At 72.4% G+C, this 12718-nt stretch carries 10 protein-coding genes; 5 read left to right on the top strand and 5 right to left on the bottom strand.

Annotated features, from left to right (window positions below):
* Position 1: 1 nt before the first annotated feature.
* A complete protein-coding gene (locus QZL85_RS01215) occupies positions 2-1405 on the bottom strand; it encodes an NAD(P)/FAD-dependent oxidoreductase (protein ID WP_295572618.1) in 1404 nt (467 codons plus the stop codon).
* 2 nt (positions 1406-1407) lie between these two features.
* Entirely contained in the window at positions 1408-2526 is a 1119-nt protein-coding gene (gene hemE, locus QZL85_RS01210; protein ID WP_295573894.1) for a uroporphyrinogen decarboxylase, read from the bottom strand.
* A 39-nt stretch (positions 2527-2565) separates the two neighbouring features.
* On the opposite strand from hemE, the gene QZL85_RS01205 reads away from it, so the two are divergent.
* From QZL85_RS01205 to QZL85_RS01195, 3 genes are read left to right on the top strand one after another with little or no spacing between them, the layout of a single operon-like run.
* On the top strand, positions 2566-3861 hold the full coding sequence (locus QZL85_RS01205; protein WP_295572616.1) for a glutamyl-tRNA reductase: 1296 nt from the start codon (positions 2566-2568) through the stop codon (positions 3859-3861).
* A 5-nt stretch (positions 3862-3866) separates the two neighbouring features.
* Positions 3867-4835 (top strand): LacI family DNA-binding transcriptional regulator, encoded by a 969-nt coding sequence (locus tag QZL85_RS01200; RefSeq protein ID WP_295572613.1) that lies wholly within the window; start codon positions 3867-3869, stop codon positions 4833-4835.
* Between the two features lie 28 nt (positions 4836-4863).
* Positions 4864-5325, top strand: a complete 462-nt coding sequence (locus QZL85_RS01195; RefSeq protein ID WP_295572610.1) for a hypothetical protein — start codon at positions 4864-4866, stop codon at positions 5323-5325.
* Here QZL85_RS01195 and QZL85_RS01190 read toward each other — a convergent pair.
* The 3 genes from QZL85_RS01190 to QZL85_RS01180 all read right to left on the bottom strand — a co-directional run bounded on the left by QZL85_RS01190 (position 5310) and on the right by QZL85_RS01180 (position 9131).
* On the bottom strand, positions 5310-6203 hold the full coding sequence (locus QZL85_RS01190) for a TatD family hydrolase (RefSeq protein WP_295572608.1): 894 nt from the start codon (positions 6201-6203) through the stop codon (positions 5310-5312). The two genes, QZL85_RS01195 and QZL85_RS01190, sit on opposite strands and share 16 nt — an antisense overlap.
* Positions 6204-6223: 20 nt before the next feature.
* Positions 6224-7792: a methionine--tRNA ligase gene (gene metG / locus QZL85_RS01185; RefSeq protein WP_295572605.1), complete on the bottom strand. Its 1569-nt coding sequence runs from the start codon at positions 7790-7792 to the stop codon at positions 6224-6226.
* A gap of 301 nt (positions 7793-8093) precedes the next feature.
* Positions 8094-9131 carry a LacI family DNA-binding transcriptional regulator gene (locus tag QZL85_RS01180; protein WP_295572603.1) on the bottom strand — a complete coding sequence of 346 codons (1038 nt, stop codon included), beginning with the start codon at positions 9129-9131 and terminating at the stop codon, positions 8094-8096.
* A 153-nt stretch (positions 9132-9284) separates the two neighbouring features.
* Here QZL85_RS01180 and QZL85_RS01175 point away from each other — a divergent pair, with 153 nt between their 5' ends.
* Complete coding sequence (locus QZL85_RS01175) at positions 9285-11309, top strand: beta-galactosidase (RefSeq protein WP_295572602.1); 2025 nt, start codon at positions 9285-9287, stop codon at positions 11307-11309.
* 158 nt (positions 11310-11467) lie between these two features.
* Entirely contained in the window at positions 11468-12712 is a 1245-nt protein-coding gene (locus QZL85_RS01170) for an extracellular solute-binding protein (RefSeq protein ID WP_295572600.1), read from the top strand.
* Positions 12713-12718: the final 6 nt, after the last annotated feature.

Raw genomic sequence — 12718 nt, 5'->3', positions numbered from 1 at the left:
TTCAGGCGGTGGCGGGGTGGGACGTGCGGGCGACGAGCGCGCGGGCGAGCTCGCGGGCGTGCGGGATGACGGAGGCGAGCCCCGTCCCGGCGACGGTGGCGCCGGCGAGGTGGATGCCGGCGGGCGCGGCCGCGCGGGCGGCGGCGCGCCACGCGGCGGCCTCGGCGGTGGCCGACGTGACGGCGTCGCTCCAGCGTGTCTGGGTGAGCGCGCGGACGTCGCCGGTCCGGATGCGGGCGCCGGTGAGGCGCCGCAGCTCCGCGGCGACGGCGGCAGGGGTGTCGAGCCCGGGCGCGTCGGCGTCGCGCGCCGAGAGCCGCACGACGTGCGTGTGCGGCGGAAGGGCGCGGGCGGCCCAGTCCCACTTGGCGTCGACGTGGGTGAGCGCCTTGGCCGCGCCCCGCGCACCCGGCGCGACGATGACGCCCGACCCTACGGGGCGGGCGTCGAGGGCGCCGGAGACGACCTCGGCCGTGACGAGACGGACGGCGCCGCCGACGGGGGCGGCGACGTCCACATGGAGCAGGGCACCGGCGGCGGCGGGTCCCGTCGCGACGACGACGTGCGCGGCGCGCAGCGTCTCTCCGGCCAGGACGACGTCGAAGCCCTCCGCCGCGGTGCGCAGCGCCTGCACCGGCGCGTCCGTGCGGATGACCGCGCCGGCCGCCTCCGCGGCGGTGCGCAGTGCTGCCGCGAGGCGCCACATGCCGCCGTCGATGCCGCGGACGGCGGAGCCCGCCCGTGCGGCCGGCGCGACGGCCTCGGCGGCGGCGGTCAGCGATCCGCGGCGAGCGAACTCGGCCCAGAGCGACGGGTGCACGGCGGAGAGGCGGACGGCGGACGCGGGCTGCGAGTAGACGCTCTGGCAGAGCGGGTCGACGAGGCGTTCGGCGAGGCGTCGCCCGTACCGGGCAGCGGCGAGGTCGAACAGCGACGGCTCCGCACCGGAGGGCAGCCCGGCCGGCAGGTCGCGTTCGCGCGCCGCGCGGCGCGCGGCGGCACGGCCGATGACCCGCACGACGTCGGATGCCGCGGGCTCGGCGGGCATCCCGACGACGGCGCGGCGGGGCAGCGGCAGCCGGCGGACCCGACCGAACGGCGCCGGCAGGACGAGGTACGCCCCTTCCGGCCGCGGCTCGACGATCGTGAGCGGCAGCGCGGCCCCGGTGCCGAGGTCGGCGACGAGGTCGGCGACACCGCTCGAGCGGATCGCGAACGACTCGGCCCCGAGGTCGAGGTCGACGCCCGCGACACAGCCGCGGCGCAGCATCCCCCCGGTGTCGTCGCCGCTCTCGCAGACGATGACACGGCGGCCGGCGCGCGCGACCTCCCACGCGATCACGAGGCCGGCGACGCCGCCGCCGACGACGACCACATCGGCGGCGGGAGCCGTGACAGGGTTCATCGTCAGGCGGCCTGCCCCTCGTGGACCATCCGCACCACCGACGAGATGGCGTCGGGATCGGCATCCATCGGCACGCCGTGGCCGAGGTTGAAGACGTGCGCGCGGGCGAGGCGCCCCTCGGCGAGGATCCGCTCCACCGCGGCGCGGCGCACCGGCTCGGGGGCGAACAGCAGTGCCGGGTCGAGGTTGCCCTGGAGCGTCAGATCGCGGCCGATGCGGCGTCGGGCCTCGTCGAGCGGCACGCGGTAGTCGACGCCGAGCGCGTCGATGTCGAGCGTCGCCATATCGGCGAGGATCTCGCCGGTGCCGACGCCGAAGTGCACGAGCGGGATGTGGTCGACGCCCTCCGGCACGGGCAGCGCCCGCACGGCGTCGAGGGCCGCGGCGGAGGCGGGGAGGACGGCGTTGCGGTAGTCGGAGGGTGCGAGGCCCCCGGCCCACGAGTCGAACAGCTGGGCGGCGCTCGCGCCGGCGGAGACCTGGAGGGCGAGGAACTGCCCGGTGACCTCCGCGAGCCACATGGTGAGGGCCTCCCATGCGGCGGGGTCCTCGTGGATGAGGCGACGCGCGGCCATGTGGTCCTTGGACGGACCCCCCTCGACGAGGTAGGCGGCGAGGGTGAACGGCGCGCCGGCGAAGCCGATGAGCGGAATCGCCTCCCCGCGCTCGGCGGACAGGTCGCCGAGCATCGCGGTCGTCCGGCCGACGGCATCCGCGATGGCCTCGCCGCGCTCGCGCACGCCGGCCGGGTCGATGCGCACCGCGGCGGCGATGTCGGCGGCGGTGCGCAGCGGCCGGGAGAACACCGGACCCCGCCCGGGTGCGATCTCGACCTCGATCCCGAGGAGCGCGAGCGGCACGATGATGTCGCTGAAGAAGATGGCGGCGTCGACGCCGTGGCGGCGCACGGGCTGCATCGTGATCTCGCTCGCGAGCGCCGGGTCGAGGCAGGCCTCGAGCATCGTGCCCTGCGAGCGGAGCGCGCGGTATTCCGGGAGCGATCGCCCCGCCTGGCGCATGAACCAGACCGGGGTCACGTCGGGACGGTCGCCGAGCAGAGCGCGCACGAGGCGGGACTGGGCCGTGCCGTGTGCGGAGAGGGGGTGCGTGGACGTGGAGATGGTGACGCTCCTCGAATCAGTTAATCGTTATACTATCGGGTGATCCGAGGGGGTTCCCGCACCGTGCTCGTCTGCCTGTCCGCGCATCAGCGCACCACGCCGTTCGAATCGCTCGAGCGCCTGTCGCTCATCGGCGACGATCTCGCGGTGCGCCTGCGCGACGCCCACGACTCCATCCGCGGCGCCGTCGTCCTCGCGACGTGCAACCGCTTCGAGGCGTACTTCGACCTGCACGACGACCCGGACCTCCCCTCCCCCATCCCGGCGATGGATGCCGCGATGGAGCAGATCTCCGATCTCGCCGATCTGCCCTACCGCGACGTCCGCCAGTCCGTCGACTTCGCGCACGGCAACCGCGTCGCGCAGCACCTCTTCTCCGTCGCCGCGGGTCTGGACTCCGTCGCCGTCGGCGAGGACGAGATCGCCGGGCAGGTGAAGCGGGCCCTCGACGCGGCCCGCGCGCAGGGCTCCACGACGACCTCGCTCGAGCACCTGTTCCAGCGCGCGACCGAAACCTCCCGCGCGGTGAAGAACGGCACGCGGCTCGGCGAGTCGGGCCGCTCCCTCGTCCGCCTCGCGGTCGACCTCGTGTCCTCGCGCCTCGAGTGGGCGACGGCGCGCGTGCTGCTCGTGGGCACGGGCCGCTACGCCGCCGCGGCCCTCGCCGCCCTGCGCGCGGCCGGGGCAGAGGACATCCGCGTGCACTCCCGGTCGGGCCGCAAGCGCTTCGCCCGTCAGGAGCACCTCATCGCCGTCCCCCTCGAGGAGTACGAGGCCGAGGCCGCCGCGGCGGATCTCATCGTCACGTGCACCTCGACGACCCATGCGTTCGCCCTCGAAGCGGGCACGCACGCCGCGGCGCGCGGCGACGCCGCCGGCCCGCAGATCATCATCGACCTCGGCCTCCCCCGCAACGTCGACCCCCGGATCGCCGACCTGCCCGGCATCGAGCTGCTCGACCTCGACACCATCCGGGTGCACGCGCCCGTCGACGAGTTCGCGCTCATCGGCGAGGCGCGCGAGATCGTCCACAACGCGTCCCAGCGGCACGCTGCCGCGCGCCGCGTGCACGAGGTCTCCCCCGAGGTCGTCCGGATGCGCGCCTACGTGCAGGGGCTCCTCGAGGAAGAACTGACCCGCACGCGCCGCAGCGACGCGGCCGCCGAGGTCGAGGCGGCCCTCCGGCACTTCTCCGGCGTCGTGCTGCACCACCTCATCGCCCAAGGCCACACGCTCGCCGCCACCGGGTCCGGCACGGCGTGGGCCGAGTCGGTCCGGACCGTCTTCCCCGACCGCGCATCCGGTGACGAGGCCGAAGGGACGCCCGGACAGTGAGCCGCATGGTGACCCTGAAGGACATCGCCCTCAGGGCGGGTGTCTCCACGGCCGCCATCAGCCAAGCCCTCAACGATCGGGGCAATCTCCGTCCGGAGACGCGCGACCGCATCAAGGCCGTCGCCGCCGAACTCGGCTACGTCCCGAACAAGTACGCCGCGGCCCTGCGCAGCGGACGGACGATGTCGGTCGGCTTCGTCATGGCGGAGGACGCCGACGACGACTCCGCCAAGCGCTGGGCGCTGCACCGGACCCGCCAGCTCAATGCCCTGGTCCGGGCGTCGGCCGCGCACGGATTCACCGTGACGGTCCTCCCCGAGTCCCGCCCCGACCTCCTGGCCGGCGCGCACATCGACGTGCTGTACTTCCCCGACGCGCACGGCACGCACGCCGTGCTGCGCGAGGCCGTGGCCCGCGGCATCCCCGTCGTCGCGAACGACCTGCTCATCGACACCGACCGAGGGCTCAGCATCCGCACCGGCTACGACGCCGCCGTGCGGGCGGGGCTCGATCTCCTCGCCGCGACCGGCGCGGAGCGGATCGCGTTCCTCGTCGACGAGGGCGGGCATCCCCGCGACGAGATCGGCGAGACCGCCTACCGCGCCTGGATGACGGTGCGCGGGCTCGATGTGCGGGTCGGCCGCGTCGACGCCGGGCGGCGTTCGCTGAACCGTCGCCTGCGCGAGGTCGTCGACGCCGGGGCGGACGCCGTCTTCGCCTTCTGCGAGGAGGGCCCGGAGATCTACCTGCAGCTCGAGGCCACGTCCCTCGTGATCCCGCGCGACATCCAGCTCATCGCGCTGTGCACGACGGAGTGCGCGCTGAACACCCGGCTCGGCGTGACGCACGTGTGCGTGCACCCCGAGCGGGCGGCCGAGGAGGTCTTCGAGACGCTGGGCCGGATCGGCGGCCTCGTCGGGACCACGGTCATCGACCTGCCGTGGGAGCTCGTCCGCGGGTCGACGACCCGCTGAGCACCCGACCGGCCCTACTCTCAGGGGCATGGATCGCACCCGCGTGCCGGCGACGGTCGCCCTCGTCATCGTCGCGGGCGCGCTAGGCGGATGCGCCGCGGAGGCCGGCATGGGTCTGCCGACGCTCACCCCGGGAGATCGCGACACCGTGCTCGTCCAGGCGCCGCGCGGCACGGCATCCGTGACGGGTGCGCTGTCCGTCGCCGGGAACGGGTGCTTCCACTGGGCGCAGCCGGGGAGCCCCGCCGACGGCGCCTGGGTGGTGTGGCCGGACGACGCGCGCCAGGACGGTGCGGAGGTCGTGCTCGACGGAGGCGACCGGATCGGCGACGGGGACGGTGTGCGCGGGGAGGGCGGGATCGTGACGCTCGACGACCTTCCGGAGGGCGCCGAGGAGCAGTCGTACTTCGGGTCGTTCGGCCGCTTCTGCGATGCGGACGAGCGCGGCGTGCTGGTGCTCGTGACGGTCGCGGCTCAGAACGAGCCGTAGACCTCGAGCGTGTTCGCCGCGAGACGCGCGGAGAACTCCTCCACGTCGAGGTCGAGCTCGGCGGCGATGAAGCGCACCGTGACCGGGACGAGGTACGGCGCGTTGGGGCGGCCGCGGTGCGGCACGGGGGTCAGGAACGGGGCGTCCGTCTCGACGAGGATGCGCTCGAGCGGTGTCACGGCGAGGGCGTCGCGGAGGTTCTGCGCGTTCTTGAACGTGATGTTGCCGGCGAAGCTCAGCCAGTAGCCGCGTTCCGCGGTGTACCGCGCCATGGCCTCGTCGCCGGAGAAGCAGTGGAACACGGTGCGCGCCGGCGCGCCGACCCGCTCGAGGGTCTCCAGGACCGCGTCGTGCGCGTCGCGGTCGTGGATCTGCATCGCGATGTCGTGCTTCTTCGCGAGGGCGATGTGGGCTTCGAACGCCTCGAATTGCGCAGGGCGGCCGGCCTCGTCGGTGCGGAAGAAGTCGAGCCCCGTCTCCCCGATCGCGCGAACGCGCGGCTGCCCGGCCAACTCGTCGATGGCCTCGATCGCCTGCTGCAGCATGCCGTTCTCGGCATATGCCGGCGCTTCGTTGGGGTGGATGGCCACGGCGGCCAGCACGCGCGGGTGGGTCGCGGCGGCCCACGCCGACCAGCGGCTCGACTCGATGTCGCCGCCGGCCTGCACGACGCCGAGCACACCGACGGCGGCGGCGCGGTCGAGCTGCTCGTCCAGACTCAGCCCCTCCTCGCCGTCCTCGATCTCGAGGTGGGCGTGGTTGTCGTAGACCGGGATGCGGAGCGGCTCGGGCGGGGCCGGATAGCTGACGTCGCGCGACCCCTTCTCGCGCTGGCGCACGTACTGACTGGGGTCGGAGTCCTCGCCGGGCACGGTCATCCGCTCAGGCCTTCCGCGCGTCAGGCGCTCTGCTCGACGCGCGGGAACAGCGGCGCGAGGGCGGTCACGGTGGCACCGGGCTGCAGGCGGCCCCATGTCCCGGCCTCACGGAGCAGCTGGTCGGCGAGCGGCTCGGCCGCGCCGAGCGCCGTCCAGAGCTTCTGCGTGGCGTCGGGCATGACCGGCGAGAGCAGCACGGCGAGGGCGCGGAGTCCCTCGGCGGCCGTGTAGAGGACGGTGCCGAGTCGCGCGCGCTGCGCGTCGTCCTTCGCGAGCGCCCACGGCTCGTTGTCGGTGATGTAGGCGTTGAGGGCGTCCACGATCGTCCAGATCGCGGTGATGGCCTCGTCCGGACGGAAGCGGTCGATCGCGGCATCGGCGGCGGTGGCGGCATCCGCGACGACCTGCTGGATGCGGCGGTCGTTGTCGTTCTGGTCCCCCGGGGCCGGGACGACGCCGTCGAAGTAGCGCGCGATCATCGCCGTCGTGCGCGATGCCAGGTTGCCGAAGCCGTTGGCGAGCTCCGCCTGGTAGCGGGCGGACAGATCCTCCCAGGAGAACGAGCCGTCGTGCCCGAACGGGATCGCGGAGAGGAAGTAGAACCGGTACGCGTCGGAGCCGAAGACGTCGGTGATCTCGGTCGGCGCGATGCCGGTGAGCTTGGACTTGGACATCTTCTCGCCGCCGACGAGGAGCCAGCCGTGCGCGAAGACACCTCGCGGCACGTCGAGGCCGAGTGCCATGAGCATGGCGGGCCAGATGACGGCGTGGAAGCGGAGGATGTCCTTGCCGACGACGTGGTACGCCGGCCAGCGGCGCGCGAACTGCTCGGGGTCGGTGCCGTAGCCGACGGCCGTGGCGTAGTTCAGGAGCGCGTCGACCCACACGTAGATGACGTGCGACGTGTCCCACGGCAGGGGAATGCCCCAGTCGAACGCGGAGCGCGAGATGGACAGGTCCTTCAGGCCGCTCTTGACGAAGGAGACGACTTCGTTGCGCGCCGAGTCGGGGCGCACGAAGTCGGGCTCGGTGCGGTACAGCTCGAGGAGGCGGTCCTGGAACTCGCTGAGCTTGAAGAAGTAGTTCTTCTCCTGCAGCAGCTCGAGCGGCTTGGAGTGGATGGCGCAGACCTTGAGGCCTTCGAACGCCCCCGTGCCGTCGACGATCTCGGACTCGGGCTTGAACTCCTCGCAGCCGACGCAGTACAGGGCCTCGTACTCGCCCGCGTAGATGTAGCCGCGGTCGTAGAGCGCCTGGACGAACTGCTGGACGCGCTCCTCGTGGCGCGGCTGGGTCGTGCGGATGAAGTCGTCGTTGGCGACGTCGAGGGTCTCCAGCAGCGGGAACCAGGACTCCTCGACGAGCTTGTCGACCCACGCCTGCGGCGTCACCCCGTTGGCGGCGGCGGCGCGCAGCATCTTCTGACCGTGCTCGTCGGTGCCCGTCAGCATCCAGGTGTCGTCGCCGGCCTGCCGGTGCCAGCGCGCGAGCGCGTCGACGGCGACCGTCGTGTACCCGTGTCCGATGTGGGGCAGGTCGGAGGGGTAGTAGATCGGCGTGGTGATGTAGAACGAGCGGCCGGAAGTCACCCGTCGATTCTAGGCGGGGCGCCGTCTCCCCCAGGGTCAGATGACAGCCGGCCGCTCGGGTGCCCCGCCACCGGCCCCCGCTTCTTCGTGACCCGTCCCGGAGCCGCGTCTCCGTTCTCCGACACGCCCCGGAGCCGTGTCACAGGATCTGCGGCTCGGCTCGCACACCATCCGCGCGATGCGTGACTCGCCCTCGAGCCGTGTCACAGCAGCGGTGGGTGCGGGCGCGGGCCACCCGCTCGTCGTGTGACACGCCGCGGTCCGACGCGGTGGCGGACGTCCCGCCGCGCGCGACGTGCGGTCAGGCGCTCTCGCGCACCACGAGGGTCGTCGGCAGCACGACCGACTCGCGCGGCGTGCCGCTGATGACATCCAGCACCATGTCGACCATCGTGCTGGAGATGTCGGCCCAGGGCTGGCGCATCGTCGTCAGCGGAGGGTCGTGCGTCTCGGCGAGACCGGAGTCGTCGAAGCCGGCGACGGCGATGTCCTCCGGCACGCGCTTGCCGGCGCGGCGGATCGCCGCGATCGCGCCGACGGCCATGACGTCGGATGCCGCGAAGACGGCGTCGATGTCGGGGGCGCGCTCCAGCAGGCGCGTCATCGCCGCAGCGCCGGCCTCGCTCGAGTAGACGTCCTGCTCCACGAGGTCCGAATCGAACCGGTCGCCGAGCTCGTCGCGGAAGCCGATGAGCCGGTAGCGGCCGCCGGGGGTGTCGTCGGGGCCCGTGATCACGGCGATCCGCTCGTAGCCGCGCCCCATGAGGTAGCGGGTCATCTCGCGCGCCGACCGCTCTTCGTCCACCGACACCGTCGGTACGTGTGCGCGATCGCCGAGCGGCACGCCGCTGCAGACGGTCGGGACGCCCGCAGCGATGAGCGACGCGAGCAGCGGATTGGACTCGTGCGAGGAGATGAGCAGGACGCCGTCGACGTGGCCGGCCCGGACGTAGTGCTCGATGCTCGCCCGCTGCGCGGCCGTGTCGGCCACGAGCAGCACGAGCGTCATCGAGCGCTCCGCGAGCGTCTCCGTCGCGCCGCGCAGCAGCAGCGCGAACGTCGGGTCGTTGAAGAGGAGGTGATGCGGCTCGGTCAGGAGGAACGCGACCGAGTTGGCGCGCCCCGTGGCGAGGCTCCGCGCCGCGTGGCTGACCGTGTAGCCGGTGCGGTGGATCGCGTCCTCGACGGCGACGCGCGCCTCCGGCGACACCCAGTGCCCGCCGTTGATGACGCGGGAGACGGTCCCGTGCGAGACCCCGGCGACGCGCGCGACGTCGCGGATCGTCGGCTTTCTCACGCTGTCGGGGGATGCCACGATCGCGACTCTACCCCTCGGCATCCGCCGCACCGCGGTAGACGCGCGCCGACGGTGGGACCGGTCACAGTTCGATAACGAGACCTCGAGCCGGATGTTTCGTGCACGTAAACTGTGCGGCGAGGCTGTGACCGGTCACAGCCCTGAGATACCCGAGACTCCCGAGGACCCGAAGCAATGACCGCTCCCACCTGGCCGAAGCTCGACGCGATCGCGTTCGGCGGCGACTACACACCGGAGCAGTGGTCCCGCGAGACGTGGCGTGAGGATGTCGCGCTCATGCGCGAGTCGGGCGTCAACCTCGTCAGCATCGGGATCTTCGCGTGGGCGCTCATCGAGACCAGCGAGGGCGTCTTCGACTGGACGTGGCTCGACGAGGTCGTGGAGCTGCTGCACGCGAACGGGATCGCCGTCGACATGGGGACGCCGACGGCGTCGCCCCCGGCGTGGTTCTTCGCGAACCACCCCGATGCGCGCGTCATCACGCGCGACGGCGTCACGATGGGCTTCGGTGCGCGGGGCATGGCGTCGCACTCGTCCCCCGCCTACCGGGACGCGTCGGTCCGGATCGCGACCGAACTCGCCCGGCGCTACGGCTCCCACCCGGCCGTCGTCCTCTGGCACGTGCACAACGAGTACGGCGTCCCCGTCGGCGAGGACTACTCCCCGAACGCCGTCCGCGCGTGGCGCCTCTGGCTGCAGGAGCGCTACGGCTCCCTCGATGCGCTCAACACCGCGTGGGGCACGGCCTTCTGGGGCCAGCACTACGGCGACTGGGAGCACGTCGGCGCCCCCGCCGCCGCGCCGAGCGTCGTCAACCCGGCGCAGCGCCTCGATTTCGCGCGCTTCACCGACCACCAGCTGCGTGCGTGCTACATCGCCGAGCGCGACGCGATCCGCGCGCACAGCGACCGCCCCATCACGACGAACTTCATGGCCAATCAGCACAACGGCTGCGATCTGTGGGCCTGGGCCCGCGAGGTGGACGTCGTCTCGGACGACCACTACCTCTGGGCCGCCGACGAGGAGGGCGAGATCGGCCTCGCGATCGCGGCCGACCTGACCCGCTCGGTCGGCGGCGGCAAGCCCTGGATCCTCATGGAGCACTCCACCTCGGCCGTGAACTGGCAGCCGCGCAACGTCGCCAAACGTCCCGGCGAGATGGCGCGCAACTCGCTCTCGCACGTCGGGCGCGGCGCCGACGGCATCCTCTTCTTCCAGTGGCGGGCCTCCCGCTCCGGTGCGGAGAAGTTCCATTCCGCGATGCTCCCCCACGCCGGGACGACCTCGCGCGTCTGGCGCGAGGTCGTCGACCTCGGCGACAAGCTCGCGAAGCTGAACGCCGTCCGCGGCTCCCGCGTGCAGGCCGACGTCGCGATCCTGTGGGACTTCGAGTCGTTCTGGGCGCAGGGCCTGGAGTGGCGACCCTCCGAGGACGTCGACCACGGCGAGCGCATCCGCGCCTTCTATGAGCGCCTCTGGCGCGACGGCATCACCGCCGACTTCGCGCTGCCCGGACACGACCTCTCCGGCTACAAGCTCGTGCTCGCCCCCGCGCAGTATCTGCTGCGCACGGCGGATGCCGACAACCTCAACCGGTATGTGGAGCAGGGCGGCACGCTCGTCGTGTCCTTCTTCTCCGCCGTCGTCGACGAGAACGACGCCGTGCACGTCGGGGGCTTCGCCGCTCCCCTCGAGCCGGCCCTGGGGCTCCGCATCGAGGAGCATCTCCCGCTCCGCGAAGAGAGCACGTGCACCGTCGACTTCGCCGGTCGGCCGCTCACCGCGGACGTCTGGCAGGAGGACCTCGTCCTCGCCGGAGCCGAGGCCCGCGGCGTGTACCTCGACGGTCCCGCCGCCGGCGAACCGGCCATCACCCGTCACCGCCACGGGAACGGCACCGGCTGGTACATCAGCACCCGCCCGGATGCCGACGGTCTCGCGGCCGTCATGTCCGAGATCTACGCCGACGCCGGGGTCGCCCCCGCCGGGCTCCCGGCCGGCGTCGAGGTCATCCGCCGTGCGGGCGAGGACGCCGACTACGTCGTGGCGATCAATCACTCGGCCGTGACCGTTTCGTTGTCTGTTTCGGGTGAGGATCTGCTGACGCAGACCGCAACCGACGGCATGCTGGTGTTGGCGGGCGGCGACGTCGCCGTCATCCGCTCGCCGCACACAGCAGATCGGGGTGGTCAGCGCTGACACTCCACACCACCACACCGTGTGCGGGCACCCTCCCGCGCACATCGCACTGAGAAACACCCGTTGCGGTCGACTGGCCGCAGCAACCACCATCGGTCGTAAGGGCGCGACCTCGCATGAGGCCCCGCAGGATCGACCACCCTATGGAAGGAAAATCCATGCGCAAGTTGGGAACCGGAGTCGCGGCACTCGCCGCGACCACCATCCTCCTCGCCGGCTGCGCCGGCGGCGGCAACACCCCGGCTCCGTCGGAGACCGACGCCGGACCCATCGACGCCAGCGGCGTGACGCTGACGATCTGGACCGACGAGAACCGCAAGCCCGCCATCGAGGCCGCGGCGGCGACGTTCGAGGAGGAGACCGGCGCAACCGTCGAGCTCGTCCAGAAGAACTTCGAGGACATCCGCACCGACTTCACCAACCAGGTTCCGACCGGTGAAGGCCCCGACATCACGATCGGCGCGCACGACTGGCTCGGCAGCCTCGTCGAGGCGGGCGTCGTCTCGACGCTCGACATCGGCGACAAGGCGAGCGAGTTCGAGCAGGTCGCCCTCGACGCCTTCGCGTACGACGGCCAGCTCTACGCGCTGCCGTACTCCCTCGAGACCATCGCGCTCGTCCAGAACACCGACCTCGTCGGCGAGGACGCGCCCGCGACGTGGGACGACATGGTCGCCGCCGGCGAGGCGTCCGACGCCGAGCGTCCGTTCGTGATCAACACGGGCGGTCAGACCGGTGACGCGTACACGATGTACGGGTTCCAGACCTCCTTCGGTGCTCCCGTGTTCGTCCAGGACGACTCCGGCAGCTACACGGCCGAGGTCGGCATGGGCGGCGAGACCGGTCAGGCCTTCGCGACCTGGCTCGGCGAGAAGGGCGAGAAGGGCACCGGCAACGTGTCGACCACGGTCGACTACGACACCAACAACGAGCTCTTCGCCTCCGGCAAGGCCGCCTACACGATCCAGGGTCCCTGGGCCATCGAGGCGCTCACCGCGCAGGGCGCGAACATCAAGGTCAACCCCATCCCGTCCGCGGGTGGCGAGACCGCCGCACCGTTCGTCGGCGTGCAGGGCTTCTACCTGAGCTCCGAGAGCGAGAACGCCCTCGTCGCGCAGGAGTTCCTGGTGAACTACCTCGCCACCGAGGACGCGCAGCGCGCGCTCTACGAGGCCGACCCCCGCATCCCCGCGTGGTCGACCGTCGCCGAAGAGGTCTCGGCCGACCCGGTGATCGCCGGGTTCGTCGCGTCGTCGCAGAACGGCGTCCCGATGCCGAACATCCCGCAGATGGGTTCGGTCTGGGACCTGTGGAACGCCGCTCAGGTGCAGATCATCAAGGGCGCCGACCCCGTGTCGACGTGGGACAAGATGGTCGCCGACCTCGAGGCCGCGATCGGCTGATCCCCG

This window comes from uncultured Microbacterium sp. (assembly GCF_900078385.1).
In the GTDB taxonomy this organism is placed as follows: domain Bacteria; phylum Actinomycetota; class Actinomycetes; order Actinomycetales; family Microbacteriaceae; genus Microbacterium.
The sequence above is the reverse complement of the archived record's forward strand: the minus strand, read 5'-3'. Positions and strand labels throughout refer to the sequence as shown.

Bases quoted from the DNA above. Each gene is read 5' to 3' on its own strand.
- QZL85_RS01170 (WP_295572600.1), top strand. From the start codon at position 11,468: ATGCGCAAGTTGGGAACCGGAGTCGCGGCACTCGCCGCGACCACCATC.
- QZL85_RS01190 (WP_295572608.1), bottom strand. From the start codon at position 6,203: ATGACCGTGCCCGGCGAGGACTCCGACCCCAGTCAGTACGTGCGCCAG.
- QZL85_RS01200 (WP_295572613.1), top strand. From the start codon at position 3,867: ATGGTGACCCTGAAGGACATCGCCCTCAGGGCGGGTGTCTCCACGGCC.
- QZL85_RS01175 (WP_295572602.1), top strand. From the start codon at position 9,285: ATGACCGCTCCCACCTGGCCGAAGCTCGACGCGATCGCGTTCGGCGGC.
- QZL85_RS01180 (WP_295572603.1), bottom strand. From the start codon at position 9,131: ATGCCGAGGGGTAGAGTCGCGATCGTGGCATCCCCCGACAGCGTGAGA.
- QZL85_RS01215 (WP_295572618.1), bottom strand. From the start codon at position 1,405: ATGAACCCTGTCACGGCTCCCGCCGCCGATGTGGTCGTCGTCGGCGGC.
- QZL85_RS01195 (WP_295572610.1), top strand. From the start codon at position 4,864: ATGGATCGCACCCGCGTGCCGGCGACGGTCGCCCTCGTCATCGTCGCG.